Source organism: Bradyrhizobium sp. USDA3010, assembly GCF_056429065.1.
The window spans coordinates 365,744-387,588 of record NZ_JBWJZD010000001.1; the positions used below are offsets into that span (position 1 = coordinate 365,744).

The 21,845-nt window shown below is 65.2% G+C and carries 20 protein-coding genes; 8 read left to right on the forward strand and 12 right to left on the reverse strand.

From position 1 onward, the window contains the following. The first annotated feature begins 52 nt into the window (after window positions 1-52). Window positions 53-3,562, forward strand: coding sequence for a PAS domain-containing hybrid sensor histidine kinase/response regulator (locus tag AC066Y_RS01545; protein ID WP_478272349.1), 3,510 nt, complete (start codon window positions 53-55; stop codon window positions 3,560-3,562). A 37-nt stretch (window positions 3,563-3,599) separates the two neighbouring features. Here the strand turns inward: AC066Y_RS01545 and AC066Y_RS01550 are convergent, their stop codons facing one another. Together AC066Y_RS01550 and AC066Y_RS01555 are read right to left on the reverse strand one after the other, a co-directional pair. Beyond that, window positions 3,600-4,778 (reverse strand): beta-propeller fold lactonase family protein, encoded by a 1,179-nt coding sequence (locus AC066Y_RS01550; RefSeq protein ID WP_478272350.1) that lies wholly within the window; start codon window positions 4,776-4,778, stop codon window positions 3,600-3,602. Window positions 4,779-4,961: 183 nt separating this feature from the next. Beyond that, window positions 4,962-5,636 carry a response regulator gene (locus AC066Y_RS01555; protein WP_478272351.1) on the reverse strand — a complete coding sequence of 225 codons (675 nt, stop codon included), beginning with the start codon at window positions 5,634-5,636 and terminating at the stop codon, window positions 4,962-4,964. Between the two features lie 352 nt (window positions 5,637-5,988). Between AC066Y_RS01555 and AC066Y_RS01560 the strand changes: the two genes are divergently transcribed. Continuing rightward, window positions 5,989-7,614 (forward strand): MFS transporter, encoded by a 1,626-nt coding sequence (locus tag AC066Y_RS01560; protein WP_478272570.1) that lies wholly within the window; start codon window positions 5,989-5,991, stop codon window positions 7,612-7,614. Window positions 7,615-7,692: 78 nt separating this feature from the next. Here the strand turns inward: AC066Y_RS01560 and AC066Y_RS01565 are convergent, their stop codons facing one another. The 3 genes from AC066Y_RS01565 to AC066Y_RS01575 all read right to left on the reverse strand — a co-directional run bounded on the left by AC066Y_RS01565 (window position 7,693) and on the right by AC066Y_RS01575 (window position 9,504). Further along, window positions 7,693-8,166: a secondary thiamine-phosphate synthase enzyme YjbQ gene (locus tag AC066Y_RS01565; RefSeq protein WP_478272352.1), complete on the reverse strand. Its 474-nt coding sequence runs from the start codon at window positions 8,164-8,166 to the stop codon at window positions 7,693-7,695. Window positions 8,167-8,339: 173 nt separating this feature from the next. After that, complete coding sequence (locus AC066Y_RS01570; RefSeq protein WP_478272353.1) at window positions 8,340-8,849, reverse strand: hypothetical protein; 510 nt, start codon at window positions 8,847-8,849, stop codon at window positions 8,340-8,342. Between the two features lie 13 nt (window positions 8,850-8,862). After that, window positions 8,863-9,504, reverse strand: a complete 642-nt coding sequence (locus AC066Y_RS01575; protein ID WP_478272354.1) for a DsbA family protein — start codon at window positions 9,502-9,504, stop codon at window positions 8,863-8,865. Between the two features lie 276 nt (window positions 9,505-9,780). Between AC066Y_RS01575 and AC066Y_RS01580 the strand changes: the two genes are divergently transcribed. The 5 genes from AC066Y_RS01580 to AC066Y_RS01600 all read left to right on the forward strand — a co-directional run bounded on the left by AC066Y_RS01580 (window position 9,781) and on the right by AC066Y_RS01600 (window position 12,407). Further along, a complete protein-coding gene (locus tag AC066Y_RS01580) occupies window positions 9,781-10,152 on the forward strand; it encodes an AtpZ/AtpI family protein (protein ID WP_092123093.1) in 372 nt (123 codons plus the stop codon). Window positions 10,153-10,224: 72 nt separating this feature from the next. Continuing rightward, a complete protein-coding gene (locus AC066Y_RS01585; RefSeq protein ID WP_342726139.1) occupies window positions 10,225-10,974 on the forward strand; it encodes a F0F1 ATP synthase subunit A in 750 nt (249 codons plus the stop codon). Window positions 10,975-11,029: 55 nt separating this feature from the next. After that, window positions 11,030-11,260 carry a F0F1 ATP synthase subunit C gene (locus AC066Y_RS01590; protein WP_016847054.1) on the forward strand — a complete coding sequence of 77 codons (231 nt, stop codon included), beginning with the start codon at window positions 11,030-11,032 and terminating at the stop codon, window positions 11,258-11,260. Window positions 11,261-11,351: 91 nt separating this feature from the next. Beyond that, the gene (locus AC066Y_RS01595; RefSeq protein WP_478272355.1) at window positions 11,352-11,918 is read left to right on the forward strand and encodes a F0F1 ATP synthase subunit B; all 567 of its coding nucleotides are present in this window, start codon (window positions 11,352-11,354) and stop codon (window positions 11,916-11,918) included. A 3-nt stretch (window positions 11,919-11,921) separates the two neighbouring features. Further along, window positions 11,922-12,407: a F0F1 ATP synthase subunit B family protein gene (locus AC066Y_RS01600; RefSeq protein WP_478272356.1), complete on the forward strand. Its 486-nt coding sequence runs from the start codon at window positions 11,922-11,924 to the stop codon at window positions 12,405-12,407. Window positions 12,408-12,512: 105 nt separating this feature from the next. On the opposite strand, the gene AC066Y_RS01605 is transcribed toward AC066Y_RS01600, so the two are convergent. The 6 genes from AC066Y_RS01605 to AC066Y_RS01630 form a co-directional block, all read right to left on the reverse strand. Further along, window positions 12,513-13,160 carry a hypothetical protein gene (locus AC066Y_RS01605; RefSeq protein ID WP_456760431.1) on the reverse strand — a complete coding sequence of 216 codons (648 nt, stop codon included), beginning with the start codon at window positions 13,158-13,160 and terminating at the stop codon, window positions 12,513-12,515. Between the two features lie 153 nt (window positions 13,161-13,313). Continuing rightward, complete coding sequence (locus tag AC066Y_RS01610) at window positions 13,314-13,901, reverse strand: GNAT family N-acetyltransferase (RefSeq protein WP_092123083.1); 588 nt, start codon at window positions 13,899-13,901, stop codon at window positions 13,314-13,316. A 213-nt stretch (window positions 13,902-14,114) separates the two neighbouring features. Next, the gene (locus AC066Y_RS01615) at window positions 14,115-15,404 is read right to left on the reverse strand and encodes a M16 family metallopeptidase (RefSeq protein ID WP_478272357.1); all 1,290 of its coding nucleotides are present in this window, start codon (window positions 15,402-15,404) and stop codon (window positions 14,115-14,117) included. Then, window positions 15,404-16,819, reverse strand: coding sequence for a threonine synthase (gene thrC, locus AC066Y_RS01620; protein ID WP_478272358.1), 1,416 nt, complete (start codon window positions 16,817-16,819; stop codon window positions 15,404-15,406). The genes AC066Y_RS01615 and thrC overlap by 1 nt, the downstream gene beginning before the upstream one ends. A gap of 391 nt (window positions 16,820-17,210) precedes the next feature. After that, window positions 17,211-17,837, reverse strand: a complete 627-nt coding sequence (locus AC066Y_RS01625; protein ID WP_478272359.1) for a glutathione S-transferase family protein — start codon at window positions 17,835-17,837, stop codon at window positions 17,211-17,213. Between the two features lie 142 nt (window positions 17,838-17,979). Then, the gene (locus AC066Y_RS01630) at window positions 17,980-18,573 is read right to left on the reverse strand and encodes a GNAT family N-acetyltransferase (protein ID WP_478272360.1); all 594 of its coding nucleotides are present in this window, start codon (window positions 18,571-18,573) and stop codon (window positions 17,980-17,982) included. Window positions 18,574-18,723: 150 nt separating this feature from the next. On the opposite strand from AC066Y_RS01630, the gene AC066Y_RS01635 reads away from it, so the two are divergent. Continuing rightward, window positions 18,724-19,005 carry a hypothetical protein gene (locus AC066Y_RS01635; protein WP_478272361.1) on the forward strand — a complete coding sequence of 94 codons (282 nt, stop codon included), beginning with the start codon at window positions 18,724-18,726 and terminating at the stop codon, window positions 19,003-19,005. Window positions 19,006-19,214: 209 nt separating this feature from the next. On the opposite strand, the gene AC066Y_RS01640 is transcribed toward AC066Y_RS01635, so the two are convergent. After that, window positions 19,215-21,659 (reverse strand): penicillin acylase family protein, encoded by a 2,445-nt coding sequence (locus AC066Y_RS01640; protein ID WP_478272362.1) that lies wholly within the window; start codon window positions 21,657-21,659, stop codon window positions 19,215-19,217. Window positions 21,660-21,845 lie beyond the last annotated feature (186 nt).

Consider the following 21,845-nt stretch of genomic DNA (forward strand, 5'->3'; position numbering starts at 1 on the left):
TATAATCCTGGCACCCGGCCCTCCCAGCGGCCGGGACAGGAGATGAGCAGCGATGCTGCACGACTGGGGCGTCATCGCCACGGCGTTCGCCTACATCGGATTGTTGTTCTTCATTGCCAGCCGCGGCGACCGCAGGTCGGCGGGTGGGCGTGGCCGTGCCAGCCAGTGGATCTATCCGCTGTCGCTGGCGATCTACTGCACCTCCTGGACCTTCTTCGGCTCGGTCGGCTTCGCCACCCGCACCAGCGTCGACTTCCTGGCGATCTATGTCGGCCCGATCGTGATGATCGGGCTGTGCACCCCGCTGCTCCGTCGCGTCATCGCGCTCGCCAAGTCGCAGAACATCACCTCGATCGCCGACTTCATCGCCGCGCGCTACGGCAAGAGCCAGGCGGTCGCGGCCACCGTGGCGCTGATCGCGATCATCGGCTCGGTGCCCTACATCGCGCTGCAGCTCAAGGCGATGGCCTCATCGCTGGAAACCATCCTGAGCGAGGATCAGGCGTTCTCGAAAATCCCGATCATCGGCGACATCGCGCTGATGGTGACTCTGGCGATGGCGGTGTTCGCGGTGCTGTTCGGCACCCGCCACACCGACGCGACCGAGCATCAGCACGGCCTGATCCTGGCGATCGCCGCCGAATCCATCGTCAAGCTGGTCGCCTTCATCGCCGCCGGCGCCTTCGTGACCTTCTGGATGTTCTCCCCGGTCGAGCTCTACGAGCGCGCCCTGAAGACGCCGGAGGCGGTACGCGCGATCGAATATGTGCCCTCGATCGGCAACTTCCTGATCATGACGCTGCTGTCGTTCTGCGCGGTGATGCTGCTGCCGCGCCAGTTCCATGTCAGCGTGGTGGAGAATTCGACCGGCGCCGAAGTCAGCCGGGCACGCTGGCTGTTCCCGCTCTACCTCGTCGCCATCAATATCTTCGTGATTCCGATCGCGATCGCGGGCCTCGTCATCTTCCCGTTCGGCGCAGTCGATGCCGACATGTTCGTGCTGGCGCTGCCGATCGAGGGCAATTCGCAGCTGCTGAGCCTCGCGGTGTTCGTCGGCGGGCTGTCGGCGGGGACCGCGATGGTGATCGTCGAATGCGTCGCACTCTCGATCATGGTCTCCAACGACATCGTGCTGCCGCTGGTGCTGCCGCGCAGCGACGACGCCCGCGCCGGCCAGAAGGACTTTGGCGACTTCCTGCTGAAGGCGCGCCGCTTCTCGATCTTCGCCATCATGGTAATGGCGTATTTCTACTATCGCGCGCTCGGCAACACCCAGCTGGTCGCGATCGGCCTATTGTCCTTTGCCGCGATCACCCAGCTCGCGCCGGCGTTTTTCGGCGGCCTGTTCTGGCGCCGCGCCACCGCACGCGGCGCCATGGCGGGCATGCTGGTCGGCTTCGCGATGTGGCTCTACACGCTGTTCATCCCGAGCTTCCTGGAAAACTCGACCACCGGCCTGATGCTGCTGCAGCATGGGCCGTTCGGGATCGAGGCGCTGCGGCCGCAGGCGCTGTTCGGCGCCGACCTGCCGCCGCTGCTGCACGGCGTGCTGTGGAGCCTTGCGCTCAACATCCTCACTTACGTCGTGTTCTCGCTGGCGCGCGCGCCGTCCGCGATCGAGCTGTTGCAGGCCGACGTGTTCGTGCCCAACGCGCTGGCCCCGATCGCGCCGAGCTTGCGGCGCTGGCGCACCACGGTGACGGTGCAGGACATCGAGAGCACAGTAACGCAATATCTCGGCCCCGACCGCACCCGCGAGGCGTTCGCCGCGTTCGCCGTCGACCGCAACGTCGTGCTGCTGGCATCGGCGCCGGCCGATTTCGAGTTGCTGCAGCACGCCGAGCGCCTGATCGCGTCCTCGATCGGAGCAGCGTCCTCGCGCCTCGTGATGTCGCTGCTGCTGCAGCGGCGGACGGTGTCCGCCAAGGCCGCGCTGAAGCTGCTCGACGACTCGCACGCCGCGCTGCATTTCAACCGCGAGATCCTGCAGACCGCGCTCAACCATGTGCGCCAGGGCATCGCCGTGTTCGACGCCGATTTGCAGCTGATCTGCTCCAATCGCCAGTTCTCCGAACTGCTCGCACTGCCGCCGCATCTGGTGCAGCTCGGCATACCCTTGCCCGAGATCCTCGAATTCATGGGCGCGATCAGTCCGCCGCCGGCCGGTGACAGCGACAACCTGCTGCAACTGCGGCTGCGCGCCTACACCACCGAGGGCGAGCCCTATCTGGAACGCTTCACCGACCGCCATCTGGTGATCGAGGTGCGCGCCAATCGCATGCCGGGTGGCGGGCTCGTCATCACCTTCTCCGACGTCACGCCGAGCTTCGAGGCCGCGGAGGCGCTGGAGCGCGCCAATGCGACGCTGGAAAAGCGCGTCCGCGACCGCACCGAGGAGCTGACGCGGCTGAACTCGGAACTCGCGCTCGCCAAGGGCATCGCGGAGGACGCCAACGCCTCCAAGACGCGCTTCCTGGCGGCGGCCAGCCACGACATCCTGCAACCGCTCAATGCGGCGCGCCTCTACGTCACAAGCCTGGTCGAGCGCCAGAACGGCGGCGAGGATTCGCGCCTGGTCGAGAACATCGACGACTCGCTCGAGGCGATCGAGGACATCCTGGGCGCACTGCTCGATATATCGAGGCTCGATGCCGGCGCCATGACGCCGGCGATCACGAGCTTCCGGATGGCCGATTTGATGCGCTCGCTGGAGATCGAGTTCATGCCAATCGCCCGCGACAAGGGCCTCGACCTGCGCTTCGTGGCCTGCTCGCTGCCGGTCGAATCCGACCGCTCGCTGTTGCGCCGGCTGTTGCAGAACTTCATCTCCAACGCGATCAAATATACCCCGCGCGGCCGCGTGCTGGTCGGTTGCCGCCGCCGCGGCGATACGCTGCAGATCAGCATCTTCGACACCGGCGTCGGCATTCCCGTGCAGAAGCGCGGCGAGATCTTCAAGGAATTCCATCGCCTCGAGCAGGGCGCCCGGATCGCCCGCGGCCTCGGCCTCGGCCTCTCGATCGTCGAGCGGCTGGCGCGCGTGCTCAACCACCGCATCGCGATTTCGGCCAATGTGAGCGGCGGCTCGGCGTTCTCGGTCACCGTGCCGGTCGCCACCGCCGTCAACCATACCGCGGCCGTCACCACCGCCACGCCGCTGTCGAAGACGCCGATGAGCGGCTCCCTGATCGTCTGCATCGAGAACGATCCCGCCATTCTCGACGGCATGAAGACGCTGCTGACGGCGTGGGACGCCGAGGTGATCGCGGTGCTCGATGCCGACGGCGCGATCAGCGCGATCGAGGCCGCCGGCGGCCGCGTCACCGGCGTGCTGGTCGACTATCATCTCGACCGCGGCAACGGCATCGCTGCAATCCGCGAGATCCGCCGCCGCTTCGGCGACGGCATTCCGGCGATCCTGATCACCGCCGACCGCAGCCCCGCGGTGCGCTTGGCCGCGCGCGAGGAAAACATCGCGGTGCTGAACAAGCCGGTCAAACCGGCCTCGCTGCGCGCCCTGCTCGGACAATGGCGCACCCAGCAGATGGTGGCGGCGGAGTGAGCGCAGCGTGCAAGCCGGGTGCGCGTCGAACGTCGGTTTAATTCGGTCCCATTCTGGCCGACGCCGGATGCCCCGGCACCTGAAAGCGCTTGCCTGTGTCGGTGACGTTCGTTCCGTCGACCTTGAGGATCGAGAAGTCCTGGCTGAGGTAGTTCCCGACCAGGACGTATTTTCCGTCGGGCGTGAAGACCGCAGCCTCAGGCAATCCGCCGACCTCGATATCTCCCGTCTTGGTCACTTTCTTGCCGTCGATCTTCAGCACCGAGACGCTGCCGTTCTTGTCGTGGAAGAACGCATTCTTCATGTTCGAGCCGCGCAGGATGACCGAGACCGCGAGATCCCCCTTCGGACTGACGGCAAGCCCCTCCGGCCCGTCGCCAACCACCACGCGGTCAATGATGCGCGGCGGCTTCGCTTCGAGATCGATGATGCTGGTCGTGTCGACGCTGCCGTCCGACGCGCCTGCATTGCCATTGTCCGAGGTCAACGCGATCTGGCCGTTCGGAGTCACGGCCACGTTGTAAGGCCATTGGCCGGTCGGCAAGTCTATCTTGGGGTAAGTGACCTTGTCGCCGGCGATATCAAGCACCGATATCTTGTGCGCGGGAAAACGCGCGGCCAGCGCGCGCTTGCCGTCTGGCGCGAACGCGACATGCGCGACACTGTCGGGCATCGATACAGTGTCGGTGATCTTGACGTCAGTGCCGTTGACCGAAAGTACGCTGATCGAATTGTCCCCGCGATTGGCGACCAACGCCATTTTGCCGTCGGGACTGAAACTCACCCCTGACGGCTGCTTTCCCCCGGTAAGGGTCGCTGCCAGCTTCGGCGGGGTCGCCTTGAGATCGATGACATAGATTTTGTTGTCCGGCACCTGCTTGAGGGCGTCGGCCTCTTTCACGACGTCGACGGAATCGGCGACCAGCGCCACTGTCCCGGTCGGATCGATAGCGACGTTGACCGGAGGGCCGACCACCGAGTTCTTCAATGGGAGTGCAGCCACAATCTTCGGATTCTCGGGATCGGCGAGATCGACGATCAGCACTTGATCCTTGCCGGGCGCTGACAGCACCGGCTTGCCGTCGTCGTCCCACAACAGCTTCTCGTCCAGGCCGACGATCATCAGGGGCTTGGCCTGAGCGCAGTTGAAAAAGCCGGCACCGAGAAGGATTGCCGCAGCCAGAGACAATCCGGCGGCACGAGTTGCAGACATCATGGCGTTCTCCCCAAAAGCACACGGCCTCTCACGGGCCGATACCGGGCAGGATACTCGGTTTTCGACCGAAGCGCACTTTGAGTGGGGAGTTGGATGGATTGGCGGACGCTCGCTATCGGACGCAGCCGCTCCACCCGTCGGATCGCAATGCCGCGACGTGAACCGGCAATGGAGTTGCGGGGACTACGTCGACGGCGTGCCCTGGCGCCACTGGCCACCGGCGATCTTCGCGGCGGCGATCACGGCCTGGGTGCGGCTTTCGACGCCGAGCTTCTGCAAAATGGCCGAGACATGGGCCTTGATGGTCGCCTCGGAGACGCCGAGCTCGTAGGCGATCTGCTTGTTGAGCAGCCCCTCGGACAGCATCATCAGCACCCGCACCTGCTGCGGGGTCAGCGTCACCAGACGGTCGCGCAGCCGCGTCATGTCGGGATCGCCGGCCGCCGACAGATCGGTGTCCGGCGGAACCCAGACGTCGCCCTCCATCACCTTCATGATGGCGTCACGCAGCGTCTCGACGCCGAAGCGCTTGGGGATGAAACCGGAGGCGCCGAAATCGAGCGAGCGACGGATGGTTCCGGCATCGTCGCTGGCGGAGACGATGACCACCGGAATCGCCGGATACTGCGCCCGCAGATAGATCAGGCCGGAAAAGCCGCTGATCCCCGGCATGCTCAAGTCAAGCAGGATCAGGTCGACCTCGGAGTCCCGTTCCAATAGTGCGGTCAGGTCCTCGAACGATCCGGCCTCGCTGATCGTGGCCGAACTCACGACGCTCGACACCGCCTGGCGCAACGCATCGCGGAACAGCGGATGGTCGTCGGCGATGACAAGGTGAGTCGTGGCAGCAGCAGTCATCTCAGTCCCACAAGCGGGCTTTGGCAAACCCGCGCCGTTCGGTTGTCGCCCGCGCGGCAGTATCACGCAAGCCCTTGATAATACCAGATGCCAACGCAGTTAACCCGCCGAGCTTGTGCGCCGCAACAGACGCGCGGGGACGTTCCATCCGACTTACGCCTTCAAAGATAAGTTCAAGCGTGCAAAAGCCAAAAGTCTTATTGGGGCGGATTTCACTGCGATGTTACCCTCGATTTAAGCCTAAGGCCCATTCGGGTCCAACCCGCCAGCCGGGGGCGAGCATGGCAGCAATAATTCGGGGGGAGCAATCCAGATGTCCACTATGACTGCAACTTCGGCGCGGCCCGCCGGCATGACGAAGGATGAGCGTTTCGTCATCCTGGCGTCGTCACTCGGCACCGTGTTCGAGTGGTACGACTTCTATCTCTACGGGTCACTGGCCAGCATCATCGGCGCGCAGTTCTTCTCCGACTATCCACCGGCGACGCGCGACATCTTCGCGCTGCTGGCCTTTGCCGCGGGCTTCCTGGTGCGTCCGTTCGGCGCCATCGTATTCGGCCGGGTCGGCGACATCGTCGGCCGCAAATACACCTTCCTCGTCACCATCCTGATCATGGGCCTGTCGACCTTCATCGTCGGCCTGCTGCCCAGCGCCAAGAGCATCGGCATCGCGGCGCCGATCATCCTGATCTCATTGCGCCTCCTGCAGGGCCTCGCGCTCGGCGGCGAGTATGGCGGGGCGGCGACCTACGTCGCCGAGCACGCGCCAAACGGCAAGCGCGGCTATTACACCTCCTTCATCCAGACCACCGCAACGCTCGGACTGTTCCTGTCCCTGCTGGTGATCCTGTTCACGCGCAGCCTCACCGGCGAAAAGGACTTCGCGGACTGGGGCTGGCGGATTCCGTTCCTGGTGTCGGTGCTGCTGCTCGGCATCTCCGTCTGGATCCGGCTGCGGCTGAACGAATCGCCGGTGTTCCAGCGCATGAAGGACGAGGGCAAGAGCTCGAAGGCGCCGCTGACCGAGGCCTTCGCCAACTGGGGCAACGCCAAGATCGTGATCCTGGCGCTGCTCGGTGGCACCATGGGTCAGGGCGTGGTGTGGTACACCGGCCAGTTCTATGCGCTGTTCTTCCTGCAATCGATCCTCAAGGTCGACGGCTACACCGCGAACCTCCTGATCGCCTGGTCATTGCTGTTCGGCACCGGCTTCTTCATCGTATTCGGTGCGCTCTCCGACCGGATCGGACGCAAGCCGATTATCCTGGCGGGCTGCGCGATCGCGGCGCTGACCTTCATTCCGATCTTCAAGATGATCTCCTCCAACGCCAACCCCGCGCTGGAGAAGGCGATCGAATCGACCAAGGTCGAGGTGGTTGCCGATCCCGCCGGCTGCGGCGACCTGTTCAACCCGGTCGGCACCCGCGTGTTCACCGCGCCCTGCGACACGGCCCGCGCCTTCCTCGCCCAATCGTCGGTCAAATACTCGACGACCAATGGCGCGGCGGGCTCCGGCGTGAAGGTCGTGGTCAACGGCAAGGACGTCTCCTACCCCAACGCCAAGGACGGCAACGCGGCGATCACCACCGCCATCGCGGCAGCCGGCTATCCCAAGGCCGGCGACCCCGGGATCGTCAAGATGGCGCACCCGTTCGACATCTTCCGTCCGCAGATCGCGGCCGTGATCGGCTTGCTGTTCATCCTGGTGATCTTCGTCACCATGGTCTACGGCCCGATCGCCGCGATGCTGGTCGAGCTGTTCCCGACCAAGATCCGCTACACCTCGATGTCGCTGCCCTATCACATCGGTAACGGCTGGTTCGGCGGGTTGTTACCGGCGACCGCGTTCGCGATCGTGGCTTCGACCGGCGATATCTACGCCGGCCTCTGGTATCCGATCATTTTCGCAGCGATCACCGCGGTGGTCGGTGCGATCTTCCTGCCGGAAACCAAGGACGTCGACATCAGCAAGACCTGACCGGCTGACCCAGACCTTTCGACGAACCGGCCGCGGAGCGATCCGCGGCCGGTTTCATTTTTCGTGTGTAATTCGCGATCAGGCTCTGGCAGCACCGACGAATTGCAGCACGATCTCGCGCCGGTGCGGGTGGGCACGATGCTCGATCAGGTAGATGCCCTGCCAGGTGCCGAGCGCCATCTCGCCATCGAGCACCGGGACCTGCAGCGAGGTTGCCGTCAGCATGGTCTTGATGTGCGCGGGCATGTCATCGGGGCCTTCAGCGTCGTGACGCCAGCCGCCGTCTTCGGGCGCGGCGCGATCGAGCGCCGTCATCAGATCGACCAGCACCGTCGGATCGGCATTCTCCTGGATCGTCAGCGAGGCCGAGGTGTGACGGGTGAACAGCGTCACCGTACCCTCGCCGGCGCGCACCTCGCGCAGGAATTTTGCGACCTCGCGCGTGATGTCGGTGAAGCCGGCGCCCGCGGTTTCGACCGTCAGGCGCGACGTGACGACGCTGGTCGCTGCGACAGACGATGGCGCCGAGCGCGACATTCTCGTTGAGTTCATCTGTACTTTCTCGTCACGTCGTCCCGGCCTAGTGCGCAATTGCGCACGGGGGCCGGGACCCAGAACCACCGATGTTCATTGGTTAGGCGAGACATCAACTCCGAGTCATCGAAATCGAAAGGCCGCGGCGTATGGGTCCCGGCGTTCGCCGGGACGACATTGCGCAAGCAACATCAAATCTTGCCGCCATTGACATCGCGCTGCACGCGGTTGGCCATCTCGATCAGCCGCCGCCAGGCCCGCTCGACGAACGACATCATGCGATCCATGTCGCGGTCGCTCGGCAGCGGAATCTCGATCTTGCGCTCGCCCTCGGCGACCTTCGGCTCAGCCTTCTTCAACGAATCCGATTTCGGCAACGCCTCGTCGGTCTTGGCCGATGGTGCGCGCGCGGCGAGCTCGCCTTTCAGCTTGTCATTGTCGGCCTGCAGGCGCCCGATCTCGGAATCCAGCGCCGCCCGCTCGTCGGGCACCATGTAACAGGCCCAGCCGGCGCTGGAATTGGTGCAGGTCGACACCGCGCCGGTGCGGGTGTCGAGCCGCAGGAAGCCATCGCCGGCCGGCGACAGCGCGTAGCGGCCGTTCTCTGTGTCGGGTGCGGTTTGCGCGAGCGCGGCGCCGCTTGAGATCAGGATGGCAACGATTGCGATGGACAATTTCGAAGACGACATCGCGATGGGCATGGCTTGCTCCGCCTCAACCTGCTTCCTGCCCCTCAACCACAGAGCTATAGGGCTTGCGGCCTGACTTCAACGCGTCCTCGAGCAATTCGATCCGGTCCTGCCCCCAGAACACCTCGCCATCGAGCACATAGCCGGGCGAGCCGAACACGCCGGCGTCCAATGCATTCTGGCGATTCTGCTCATAGGCCGCGCTGATCGCATCGGAGCCCGAGCGCTCCACCAGCTGCCGGCCGGGCAAGCCTGCATCGTCGGCGAGCTTCACCAGCGTCGCGGCATCGGCAAGGTTGAGCTCAAGCTCCCACACCGCGGGATAGGCGCGTTGCAGGAACGGCTCGGGGTCGAGGCCGGCCTCGAGCAGCGCGATCACGACGCCATCGGCAAGCCGCCCATTGAACGGCCAATTGGCCGGCTGCAGGTGAAAATTCAGCCCGCGCTTGTCGCGCCAGCGCTGCAGCTCGATCATCCGGTAGCGCTGCCGCACCGGATGGCGCTGGGCGAGCGGCAGCCCGCCGGTCTCCGAGAACAAATCGACCAGCAGCACGGGCCGGTAATTTACCTTGAGATCGTAAGTGCTTACGAGCCGCACGAAGGGCTTGTGACCGATATAGGCCCAGGGCGATTGCAGCGAGAAGTAGTAATCGATCTGGCGTGACATGCGGAACCTTGACTGCAGGAGAGGATAAGGACTTTCGGCGATCCCAGCAGAGCCGGACATACCAGGCAACAGCGCTTCAAAGCATACAAGCTGTTGCACTGCGAACACTGCGTCACTCTGACCTTGAATATCTCCAAATAAATCCAGCAAAATCAAAGCAATAACTGGTTACGACGCAATCTTGACTTGATTAGACGCGGTAAGTATGGTCCGCGCGGCTTTTGACGGGGACGGGCGCAATTTCCATCATCCGCGGCTTCGGTTAGTGTTCGCAGCATGGCTGAGAACACCAACGACGGCGCAGGTGGAAGTCGCGATCAATCGCCTCCTGACGAAGCTGCGCTTTCCGCAAGGCTCGGAAGTCTCGATCATCGGTTGTCAGAAATTCGCGACAGCCGCAGGAGCAAGACTGATCAATCCGGTACTGAAAGCGGGGACAGTGCCGCCAGAGCTTCGGCGATGGCGCTCGGTTTTCGTCTTTCCTCGGAGCTGATCGCGGGCGTTGCCGTCGGAGCGGCGATTGGCTGGGGATTCGACCGTTTGCTGTCGACGTCGCCATTCGGCTTCATCGTGTTAACGCTGCTCGGCTTCGTCGCCGGCGTGTTCAACGTGGTGAGGTCCGCGGGCGTGGCCTCGGGCAAGCGCTGAGCGCTGGCGGGAAGTCACGACATTTGAAATTCGATTACCGGCACGATGGCCGGTGGACCAAGAGCCGCGCGGATGAAAATCGACCCGATCCACCAGTTCAATATCGAGCCCCTCTTCACGCTCGGCCACATCGGCAATCACACGATCGCCTTCACCAATTCGTCGCTCTACATGTTCATCGCGGTGCTGCTGATTGCGCTGCTGATGCTGGCGAGCAGCCGGGACCTGGTTCCGGGACGTCTGCAGTCGGTCGCCGAGATCTCCTACGAGTTCGTCGCCAGCACGGTTCGCGGCAACGCCGGTGCGGAAGGCATGAAATTCTTCCCGCTGATCTTCTCGCTCTTCATGTTCATCTGCGTCTCGAACCTCGTGGGCATCATCCCCTACACCTTCACGATTTCGAGCCATCTGATCGTCACCGCAGCCCTTGCACTCCTGGTGTTCTTCACCGTCCTGTTCTACGGCCTCTACAAGAACGGTCTGAAATTCTTCAAGATCTTCGTCCCCTCCGGCGTTCCGCTGTACATCCTGCCGCTGGTCATGTTCATCGAGGTCCTGTCGTTCTTCCTGCGGCCGGTCTCGCACAGCGTGCGTCTGTTCGCCAACATGCTGGCCGGACACATCGCGCTGAAGGTGTTCGCGGGCTTCGTCGCGATGCTCGGCTTCTCGCTCGGCGCGCTCGGCTGGTTCGGCGGCGTGCTGCCGCTGGCGCTCACGGTCGCGCTGTACGCGCTCGAACTGCTGGTCGCATTCCTGCAGGCCTACGTGTTCGCGATCCTGACCTGCATCTACCTCAACGACGCCATTCATCCGGGACACTAAGCGGTCCGGGGAATCTCCACCCACCAATCTGTCTATCTTTCTCAAGGAGCTACAAATGGAACCGGCAGCAGCAAAACTTATCGGCGCGGGCATCGCGTGCATCGGCATGGGCGGTGCGGGCGTCGGCGTGGGCATCATCTTCGGCAACTACCTCGCCGCTGCGGTGCGTAACCCCTCGGCCGCTCAGGGCCAGTTCGGCAACCTGATCTTCGGCTTCGCCGTGACCGAAGCGCTCGGCATCTTCTCGCTGCTGATCGCGCTGCTTCTGCTGTTCGTTCCGCTCTGAGCGGCACCCCGGTTCCGCTTTAGCGGCAACCCGTCGCGCCGCCCAAAGGTCATCTCAAGGGCGGCGCGCATGACAGCAACAGGAGAACACCGTGGCTGAGAGTCATGGCGAGGCAAAAGGCCAGAATGCCGGCGCCCACACCGAGGCCGATGGCGGACATCACGGCGGAACCTTTCCGCCGTTCGATTCCTCCAATTACGCCTCGCAGCTGGTGTCGCTGGCGATTGCATTTGTCGCGCTCTATCTGATCGTGTCGCGTATCGCCCTGCCGCGCGTCGGCGGGACGATCGATGCACGCCAGAACAAGATCGAGGGCGATCTGGCCGAGGCGCAGAAGCTGAAGGACGAGTCCGACGCGGCGCTGAAGGCCTATGAAACCGAGCTGGCGAATGCGCGCTCCAACGCGCAGGCGATCGGCAACGAGGCCCGCGAGAAGCTGAACGCGGCCTCGGAAGTCGAGCGCAAGGCGCTGGAAGAGAAGCTGGCGGCAAAGCTCGCCGACGCCGAGAAGCAGATCGCAACGACCCGGACCAACGCCATGAGCAACGTCCGCGGTATCGCGGCGGATGCGGCCGGCGCCATCGTCCAGCAACTCGCCGGCGTCACGCCGGACGCGAATGCGGTCAACAGCGCCGTCGACGCGTCGCTGAAGGGATAGACGATGTTTTACGAACCGGAAACCTGGGTTGCGATCGCCTTCGTCATTCTGCTGGTCGTGTTCGGCTACCTCGGCGTCCATCGCACCCTGCTGACGGCGCTCGATCATCGCGCCGAGCGCATCAAGGCCGAGCTGGATGACGCCCGCCGTCTGAAGGACGAGGCCAACAAGCTGCTCGGCGAGTACAAGGCGCGCCGCGCCAGCGCGGAGCGCGAAGCCGCCGACATCATCTCCAACGCCAAGGCCGAAGCCGAACGGATCGCGGCTGAAGCCAAGGCCAAGATGGAAGATTTTGTCGCCCGGCGGACCAAGACCGCAGAGGGCAAGATCGCCCAGGCCGAGGCGCGGGCCGTGGCCGATGTGCGCGCCGCCGCGGCCAACGCCGCCGTGACCGCCGCCTCGACCATCCTGTCGCAGTCGGTCAAGGGCTCGGTTGCCGACGACCTCGTCGGCAAGGGCATCGCCGAAGTCCGCTCAAAGCTGAACTGACGCGATCACAACGCCTTCAAGAAGAAGGCCGGCGCGAGCTGATCGCGCCGGCCTTTTTCTTTTTTCCTGCTGCTTCTTACTCCACCGGCCTCGTCACGGCGGCCGCTACTTCTTCTTGTGCGGCGCGCGGGGCTTGGGCTCCGGCTTCAGCGCCTGCGGATCGAAGCCGATATAGAAGATGTAATCGTCATTGTCCGCGGGCGACGGCGCCGGATAGACGACATCCTCGGCGACCAGGCTGAACGGGACGCTGCCGGTGTCGTCCATCTGCACCGTGGTGGTGTAGGCCTTGGTCGCAATCGTCTTCTCGCCGACGCCGCCCTTCACCACGGCGACGCGCAGCGGCACCTGGATGGTCGGCGGCGCGCCCGAGGGGCCGACGATGACCCGCCCCTGGATACCGATCTTGGCCGTGATCTGGCCGCTGTTCAGATTGCATTGCCGCGCCGTGCGCGTGATCGAGGCCAGGAACTTGACGTCGTTGCCGACCGCCTCCTTGCCGTCCACGGCCACCGAATAGGTCGAGGCCCCGGAGCGGATCTGCACTGGCGGGCAGGTCAGCTCGGCGTCGGCGTCGTTGAGCGGCTGCGGCGCCGCCGGCGTCGCCGGCTTCGAATCCGACGAACCGCCGCCGAACAGGCTCTTGAAGCGGTCGGTCAGCGACTGCGCCGAGCTGGCCTCCGGCAGCAGGGTGGCACCGAGACCGATCGATACCGCCGCCGCGAGCGCGAACCTGATCACCCTGTCACCCATGCGAAATCCCCAAAGCCTCCAAACCAGAGTTCCCCGTTTCGCGGGCGTTATAGCAAGCCAATGGCGGCGAACCCAAGGCATGTTGCAAAGGCATGTTGAAAGCATCCTGAAATCGCTCGGATAGGGCCTGCCATCAGCCAACAGGCTTAAGATTCAGCCGCGGAAATCCTCGTGCAGCAGGCCGAACAGCAGGTGATCCTGCCAGATCCCGTTGATGCAGAGATAGCGCCGCGCCAGGCCCTCGCGGGTGAAGCCGCACTTCTCCAGCACGCGGATCGACGACGCATTGGAGGGAATGCAGGCCGCCTCGATGCGATGCAGGTTGAGCTCGCCGAACAGCGAGGGCAGCAGCACCCGCAGCGCCGTCGTCATGTAGCCGCGATGGGCGTGCGGCAGGCCGACCCAATAGCCGATCGTGCCGGCCTGCACGATGCCGCGGCGGACGTTGGCGAGCGTGATACCGCCGATCATCACCCCGTCCGATTCGCGGAAGATGATGAACGGATAGGAGCGGTCGGCGGCGATATCCTCGCTGTAGCGGCGCAACCGGCGGCGGAAGCCGGCGCGGGTCAGGTCGTCGGAGGGCCAGATCGGCTCCCATGGCGTGAGATAGGCGCGGCTGGACTCGCGCAATTGCGCCCATTGCGGGAAATCCGACATCTGCGGCGCACGCAGCAAAAGCCCGTGCCCCCGCGGCATCAGTGCAGCCGGTCCACCGGACGGCAAACGAAACAGGGCCATGGCCCAACACTCCCCCGACTTCTCCCTCGCCCCGCCCTTGCGGGGACAGGGTCGGGGTGAGGGGGTCTTACCGCAAATCCGATCTTGCGGCTCTACCCCTCACCCGAAGCCTTCGGCGATAGCCGAGGCTCCGCCTCGGCGTATGTCCGTCAACGGCCGCCGGTAGGCGGCCTACGCTCTCCCCGCAAGAGCGGGGCGAGGTGAACTTCAAAATTAGTGCAGCAGCGTCTTTGCCTTCGACTTCGTCAATCCTTCCGCAAAAGACACCGCCGTGTCCAGACCCCTGCCGCTGCCGAGTGCAACGACGGCGGGCCGGCTGCGCGACAGCAGCGCGCGGGCGGCGTTGCGGCTCGATTCGACCGAGACCGCGTCGATCCGCGCCACCAGCTCTTCCACCGTCTGCGGCCGGCCATAGGCTAGCACATGGCGTGCCAGCTGCTCGGCCCGGGATGAGCAGCTTTCCAGCGCCATCAGCAGGCCGGCCTTCATCTGCGCCTTGGCGCGGGCGACCTCGGCCTCGGTCAGGGTCTCCACCGCGTCATTGATGACGTCGACGATGACTTCCATCATTTCCGGCGCGTCGGCGGGATCGGTCCCGGTGTAGAGCCCGAAGAAGCCGGTGTCGGTGTAGGGGGCGTGGAAGGTGTAGATCGAGTAGCACAGCCCGCGCTTCTCGCGCACCTCCTGGAACAGCCGCGACGACATCCCGCCGCCGAGCGTGTTGGTGAAGACCTGCAGCGAGAACAGCGACAGATCGGTCTGCGGCACGCCTTCGAGCGCCAGCGTCAGATGCGCCTGCTCGAGATCGCGATGCACCACCCGCGAGCCGCCCTTGCCGAACATCGCAGGCTGCGGCTTCGGCGCCGGCGTGGCGTCGAAGCTCGCGAATTTCTCGGCGACGTCCTCGACGACGCGCTTGTGATCGACGGCGCCGGCGGCGGCGACCACCATGTCCGGGGCACGGTAATGCGTCGACAGATAGCCGCGCAGCGTGTCGCGGTTGAAGGCCTTCAGCGTCTTGGCGGTGCCGAGCAGCGAGCGGCCCATCGGCTGGTCCGGATAGCAGAGCTCGTTGAGATGCTCGAACACGACGTCGTCGGGCGTATCCTGCGCCGCGCCGATCTCCTGCACGATGACGCTCTTCTCGCGCTCCAGCTCGTCCGGCACGAAGGACGGATTGGCGAGGATGTCGGAGAGCACGTCGAGCGCCAGCGGCACGTCGGCCTTCATCACCCGCGCATAATAGGCGGTGGTCTCGGTCGAGGTCCCGGCATTGAGGTCGCCGCCGACCGCCTCGATCTCCTCGACGATCTCGCGCGAGGAGCGCCGCGCGGTGCCCTTGAACGCCATGTGTTCCAGGAGATGCGAGATGCCGTGCTCGTTCGGCTTCTCGTCGCGTCCGCCGACCCCGGCCCAGACCCCGAGCGCCGCGGTCTCCAGATGCGGCATGGTGTCGGTGACGACGGTCAGGCCGCTCGGCAGCTTGGTGATTTCAACGCTCATCAGGCAACTCCCTGCTTGGCGGCACGGCTGACCGACAGCACGAAGCGCTCGACCTCGGCGGAATCGTTTTTCATCACAGTCATATGTTCGGACTTGGTCATCAGGCTTCCGAGCCAGGCCGGCAGCTGCGGACGCACCCCGCAGGCCGCCTCGACCGCATCGGGGAATTTGGCCGCATGCGCGGTCGACAGCACGATGTTCGGGATCTTGGAGTCCGAGGTGTCGCGGTCGGCGACCGCAAGCGCCACCGCGGTGTGGGGATCGACGAGATCGCCCGCCTCGCGCCAGGCGGCGCGGATCGCGGCCGCGGTCTCGGTTTCGTCGGCGCGGCCGGCGTCGAAATCGCGGCGCACCGCGGCCAGCGTCGCATCCGGCAGCACGAAGCGGCCGGACTGCTTCAGCGAGGCCATCAGGCGGCGAACCTGATCGGCGTCGCGGCCGCTCGCCTCGAACAATAGCCGCTCGAAATTCGAGGACACCTGGATATCCATCGACGGCGACGCCGTCGCGTGCACCTCGCGCACCTCGTAATTGCCGGTCTTCAGCGTGCGCGGCAGGATGTCGTTGACGTTGGCGGCAATCCGCAACCAGCGGATCGGCAGCCCCATCCGCTTGGCGACATAACCGGCGAAGATGTCGCCGAAATTGCCGGTCGGCACCGTGAAATCCACCGTCCGCTGCGGCGCGCCAAGCGCGACCGCCGAGGTGAAGTAATAGACCACCTGCGCCACGATGCGCGCCCAGTTGATCGAGTTGACGCCCGACAGCGCCACCCGGTCGCGGAAGCGATGGTTGTTGAACATCTCCTTCACCAGCGCCTGGCAATCGTCGAACGTGCCCTCGATCGCCAGCGCATGGACATTGGCGGCGCCCGTCGTCGTCATCATGCGGCGCTGTACCTCGGAGATGCGCCCGTTCGGAAACAGCACCACGAGGTCGACATTGTCGAGATTGGCAAACGCTTCGACCGCGGCGCCGCCGGTATCGCCCGAGGTCGCGACCACGATGGTGGTGCGCTGCGCGCGCTTGGCCAGCACGTGATCCATCAGCCGCGAGATCAGCTGCATCGCGACGTCCTTGAACGCCAGCGTCGGCCCGTGGAACAGCTCGAGCAGGAACTGGTTCGGGCCGATCTGGTCGAGCGGCACCACGGCGGGATGGCGGAAGGTGGCATAGGCCTCGTTGGCCATGCGGCCGAGTTCGGCGTCGGAAATCTCGCCGGCGGCAAACGGCCGGATGATCTCGACCGCGACCTCCCAATAGGGACGGCCGAAGAAGGCGGCGATGGTCTCGGGCGACAATTGCGGCCAGGTCTCGGGCACGTAAAGCCCGCCGTCACGGGCAAGCCCGGTCAGCATCACATCGCAGAAGCCAAGCGCCGGGGCCTCACCCCGGGTCGAAATATACCGCGTCAAACCGCCCTCCAAAGGCTTCGATCCGAGCCTTAAGCCTTTGATATCATGGATTTATCGAGTTCGCCGCATGCGACCCGATGTGGTTCACCATAGAAGATCGGACCGGCAATGGGTAGCCCGAAGCGCGCCCGCCGGGGGGAGCGCGGAGCGGTGAGAGGCGTTGCCCGCGACCCACCGCCAGCGCCGCACTCACAACCGTCGTCCTGGCGAAGGCCAGGACCCATAACCACCGCGTTCGATGATGAACGGGATAGCGGCCCCAGCGTCGCGCAACAATTGAGATTTGGGGTAATGGGTCCTGGCTTTCGCCAGGACGACGTTGAGTGCGTTGCACGATCCTGAGCAAGCCCGGTGTTATCACTCGCGCACGCGGGTGATCCACTATTCACCCCTAACCGCTCGGCGGCGCCAGCGGCTGCACGATCTCCTGGAACGGCGGCAGCGCTTCGCAGCGCGCAGCGTGGGCCTTCAGCGCCGGATAGCGCGCATCGAACAGATGCAGATGCGCCTCGCCGGTGAAGCGCAGCGCGCAGGCCACCGCGATGTCGGCGTGACCGATGCGATTTCCCAGCCAGTACGGCGTATCGACCGCCGCACGCTCCTGCTCCAGCACCGCGAGCACGCCGGAAATCTGCGCCTCGCAGCGCTCGACCCAGAGCTTGAGCTGCTCCTTGCGCAGCACGCGCTCGTAGACCAGGCTCACCGCCTTGTCGGCAAGCCCGGTCGCCAGCGCCGTGATGCGCAGATGCTTGCGCCGCTCGGGCCCGGAGCGCGCGATCATCGCCTTCTCCGGCCCGACCAGCTCGTCGAGATAATCCAGGATCGCACCGCTCTCGATCAGCGCCTCGCCATCATCGAGCACCAACGTCGGCACTCGCCGCACCGGATTGTAGGCCGCAACCTTCTCCGCATCGCCGAAGGTCGACCACGGCTTATGCTCGAACGGCAGTCCATAGAGCCGCAGCGCGATCGCGGTGCGGCGGACAAAGGGCGAGTCGTACTGGCCGATCAGGAACATCTGTCATCTCGTCGGATATGCCGCGGCAAGTCATACCTCGAAAGCAGAGCTTTCGAGGGGTGGCTACGCCGGGTCAAACGTTGCGCTTTGTACCATCCTAGATGGCTCTCGCCGCGTTGCAACCGGATCATGATCGGTCTGGCTATCCGATCACCGGCAGATGCCTTGCCGCATCGCGCGGCAATCTGCCGTCGAGCCTGGGATCGTCGGCCACCTCGATCTGCCGCTTGAACGCACGGAAGCCGGAGCGCTGGTAGAACGCGATCGCCGAGGGATGGTCGAAGGTGCAGGTGTGCACCCAGACGCGGCCGACGTCGCGTGACCAGGCGATCTCGAGCGCGCGGTTCATCAGGAAGCGCGCGGCGCCGGTGCCGATGAATTTTGCGGTGACGCCGAAATAGAGCAACTGGCATTCGCCGGACTCGCTGAAATCGAGTTCGAGCAGGCCTTCATCATGGCCGTCAACGACCAGCCCGTAGAGCTCAACGCCGGGCGCGTGAATCCGACCCGCGAGATCGGCGTCATCGAGCCCCGTGCGGGTGAACCACAGCCATTCCTCGCCGACGCGGCGGTAGAGATCGCGGTACCAGTCGAGCGCCGGCGGCTCGACCTTGCGCAGACGCCATGCGCCGGGCGGATCGTCGCGCAGCTGCGGACGCTCGGTCATTTCCAGATGCGTGACGACGGCGGCGACCTTGCCGTGCGGGATGTCGGAGTAGCCGTCGGGCAGCAGCATCGCGCGACCTTTGTTTCGATACGATCGGCGCGACATATCTGCATGTCGCGCCAGATGCAATGCAACGCTGCGTAACAATGTTACCGATTTGTCAGTGGGTGTTTTGCCGAACCAAGCGCTCGATGTGGAGCGGCCACCGGAGCAACGACCGTGTCGCGCCATCACACGCTGCCGCCGATCATCACTACGCCAGCGCCACCGAAGCCGAAGCCCGTGCGGCGGCGGCGCGGTATCGGTTACGCCTATGGTGCTGGTGCGGCTGACGAGGCCGCCGACATCGAGGATGGTGCAGCGGTGCGCAGCACTGCGGCGCTTCCGCAACACACGCGTCCGGTCGAGACCGTCGAGTGGCGCACGCCGTCGCCGGACGGCAAGCTCCGCGACGACACGCTGCGCGCGATGCTTGAGGTGCAGGAGAAGCAGACGGGGTGAGCGCGCGGCGGCTACCACATATTCGCTGTCGTCCCTGCCTGGTGCGCGATTGCGCACCGGAGCAGGGACCCATAACCACAGGGTTGAGTTGCTGAAGGGAGCTGTGGCCACAGCATCGCGCGACAACGCGACCCAGTGGTTATGGGTCCCGGGTCGCGCTTCGCTTGCCCGGGACGACAGCGGAGGTTTGGGCCACCATCGCCTCCCCCTCACCTTGGCGTCAGCGTGATCGCCTCGGCGGTTGCGGCTTCTACCGCGCCGCGGCTGTAGAGCAGCGGGACATATTGGCCCGTCGCCCAGAGCGGCGCGAGGTCGCGGTAGTGGCCGCTGAAGGGATCGCCGGATTGGCCGGGCGTGTTGATGGTGCGGCTCGCATCCCAATTGCCGACATCGAGCACCATGCGGAACGAGGCGCCGGCGGTGAGATGATAGTCGGAGCGGCGATAGGTGGCGGCGCGCGGCACGTTGGCGGCGCCGCCATAGGCGAGCGGACCGACCGACATCTGCGCCGCGGTCGCCTTGTCGGCGAGCGGCATCAGCGCGTGATCGAACTTGGCGACATGCAGACGGCCCCAGCGCCAGGTCGATGCATTGCCGCCGAGCTTGTCGGCGACGTCGGCGACGGCCGCGCCGAGACTGTCGCGCAGCACGCGGTCACGTCCGCCGGCGGGATCGCTGCCGAGCGCGGAGTCGGGCTTTTCGAGATAATCGACGATCGCGGAGATGCTGGAGGCTTCCGGCGCGATCAGCTCGGCCGCCTTCGGCGCCGTGGTCTTGAGCAGTACCGGGCCGAGATGGTTCGCGATCCAGACCTCGTAGACCGCGGCCGCCGCGCTATCCGCTGCGTCGCGCGCGTCCCACGCCTTCAACAGATCGAGGCCCTTCTTCACATTGGCATCGTCGGATGACAGCGGCTTCAGCAGCGCGACGAGACGCCGCGCCAGCATGCCGGTGTCGTCGTTCTGCAACGCCATCGCGTCCGCCAGCGTCACCTTGCTGTTGGCCTGCAGCACCTCGACGATGCGCTGCCAGCGCGCGCTGTCGGACCATTCGAAGCCGACCCGGCGCTCACCCACCGGATAGTCGGCCGGCAGGTTCATCTGGTTGGCGGTGGCGATGAAGCCCTGCTTCGGCTGGTACTGCTTCGGCAACTCGTCGAGCGACAGAAAGCCCTGCCACTCGTAGCGTCCGTCGCCGGGCACCGGCATCAGGCCATCGAAGCTGGTGCGGCGCGGCGTCTTGCCGGCAGCGACCCAGCCGATATTGCCTGACGTGTCGGCATAGACCTGGTTCTCCGACGGCGCGCCCCAGCGCCGCATCGCGCCGAGGAAGCCGCCCCACGTCTTCGCGGTCATGTAGTCGGACGAGCCGAAATAGGCCGAGGTGCCCGGCTCGAACCAGATCGAGCGGACGGCGAAGGCATGCTTCTTGTCGGCGTCGACAAAGATCACGGGTCCATGGCGGGTGAACTTCAGCTCGAGGTCGCGGTCGGCCTCGCCCTTCACCGCCTCCTTCTCATGCACGATGCGCATGTCCTCCCAGCCGGTGCCGTAGCGGTACTGGTTCGGATTGTCCGGGTTGAGCTCGTAGACGTAGAGGTCTTCCTGGTCGACGTTGAAGATGGTGAGGCCGAACGCGATGGTGTCGTTGTGGCCGATCGAGATGCCCGGCAACGCCGGCTCGCCGGCGCCGATCACGGAGATGCCGGGCGCGTTGAGGCCGACGATGTAGCGCAGCGACGGCACCGAGTGCTCGCGGTGCGGATCGTTGGCGAGGATCGGGCGCCCCGTCGCGGTGCGCGATGCGGCGATCACCCAGTTGTTGGAGCCGATGGTGTCGCGCTGCTGATCGGCCTCGGCCAAGAATTTGTCGGGATCATGCGCCAGCGCAGCCTTCTGGTCCTTCTGAGCCGCGAACTTGACCGGGCGCGTGGCGAGGTCATAGGGCGCGAGCACGCCCTTCGGCACGCTGCAGGGGTCGAGCCCATCGGGAATCTTCGTGGTCCAGGCCGGCTCCAGCTTGACGCGGAAGCGATCGGCATCGAGGCCGGCGGCGCAGGCCACCAGCGAACGCTTCACCTCGGAGGCGACGTTGCGCGTGAGACCATGGCTGCGGATGCGCACGACATCCTCCGCCGACCACAGATCGGGCATCGTGCCCGCGATCCTGAACTCGATCGGCAGCGGTCGCTTGCCTGCCTTGACGTCGGCGACATAGGCGTTGACGCCGGCGACGAAGGCCTCCGCATAGGTTTTCGCCTTCGGGCCATAGGCGGCCCATTCCGCGTTCATGTCGCCGCGATAGAGGAACTGACGCAGCGCCTTGTCCTGCTCGGCATAGGCCGGGCCGAAATCCTTCGCCAGCAGGCCGAGCCCGCGCTTGCGCCAGAGATCGATCTGCCAGAGCCGGTCGCGCGCGGCGTTGAAGCCCTGCAGGAAGAACAGGTCGTGCTCGTTGCCGGCATAGATGTGCGGGATGCCCCAGACGTCGACCAGGATCTGGCCCGGCGCCTGCAGCCCGGCAACGTCGGTCTTGACTTCGCGCGCCGCCACGAGCGGGCTCGGCTTCTCGCGCGCCGCGGCGGGCACGGCGAGCATCGTGGTGCAGAGCGCGGCGGTGAGTAGTTTCGCGACGCGGTTGAGATCCGTGTTCATTTTTTTCTCCGATGGTTGTTATTGGTTGACGCGTTGCCGGTCACCGCGAAGGAAGTGCGCCCCCTCTCCCGCTCGCGGGGGAGGGCCGGGGTGGGGGTGTCGCCGCGATGGGACTAGTCATGATGCGGAGAGAGCCCCCACCCGGATCGCATCTTTCGATGCGATCCGACCTCCCCCGCAAGCGGG

Coding starts and splice junctions, on each gene's coding strand:
- AC066Y_RS01545 (WP_478272349.1), top strand. CDS start 53: ATGCTGCACGACTGGGGCGTCATCGCCACGGCGTTCGCCTACATCGGA.
- AC066Y_RS01550 (WP_478272350.1), bottom strand. CDS start 4,778: ATGATGTCTGCAACTCGTGCCGCCGGATTGTCTCTGGCTGCGGCAATC.
- AC066Y_RS01555 (WP_478272351.1), bottom strand. CDS start 5,636: ATGACTGCTGCTGCCACGACTCACCTTGTCATCGCCGACGACCATCCG.
- AC066Y_RS01560 (WP_478272570.1), top strand. CDS start 5,989: ATGACGAAGGATGAGCGTTTCGTCATCCTGGCGTCGTCACTCGGCACC.
- AC066Y_RS01565 (WP_478272352.1), bottom strand. CDS start 8,166: ATGAACTCAACGAGAATGTCGCGCTCGGCGCCATCGTCTGTCGCAGCG.
- AC066Y_RS01570 (WP_478272353.1), bottom strand. CDS start 8,849: ATGCCCATCGCGATGTCGTCTTCGAAATTGTCCATCGCAATCGTTGCC.
- AC066Y_RS01575 (WP_478272354.1), bottom strand. CDS start 9,504: ATGTCACGCCAGATCGATTACTACTTCTCGCTGCAATCGCCCTGGGCC.
- AC066Y_RS01580 (WP_092123093.1), top strand. CDS start 9,781: ATGGCTGAGAACACCAACGACGGCGCAGGTGGAAGTCGCGATCAATCG.
- AC066Y_RS01585 (WP_342726139.1), top strand. CDS start 10,225: ATGAAAATCGACCCGATCCACCAGTTCAATATCGAGCCCCTCTTCACG.
- AC066Y_RS01590 (WP_016847054.1), top strand. CDS start 11,030: ATGGAACCGGCAGCAGCAAAACTTATCGGCGCGGGCATCGCGTGCATC.
- AC066Y_RS01600 (WP_478272356.1), top strand. CDS start 11,922: ATGTTTTACGAACCGGAAACCTGGGTTGCGATCGCCTTCGTCATTCTG.
- AC066Y_RS01605 (WP_456760431.1), bottom strand. CDS start 13,160: ATGGGTGACAGGGTGATCAGGTTCGCGCTCGCGGCGGCGGTATCGATC.
- AC066Y_RS01610 (WP_092123083.1), bottom strand. CDS start 13,901: ATGGCCCTGTTTCGTTTGCCGTCCGGTGGACCGGCTGCACTGATGCCG.
- AC066Y_RS01615 (WP_478272357.1), bottom strand. CDS start 15,404: ATGAGCGTTGAAATCACCAAGCTGCCGAGCGGCCTGACCGTCGTCACC.
- AC066Y_RS01625 (WP_478272359.1), bottom strand. CDS start 17,837: ATGTTCCTGATCGGCCAGTACGACTCGCCCTTTGTCCGCCGCACCGCG.
- AC066Y_RS01630 (WP_478272360.1), bottom strand. CDS start 18,573: ATGCTGCTGCCCGACGGCTACTCCGACATCCCGCACGGCAAGGTCGCC.
- AC066Y_RS01640 (WP_478272362.1), bottom strand. CDS start 21,659: ATGAACACGGATCTCAACCGCGTCGCGAAACTACTCACCGCCGCGCTC.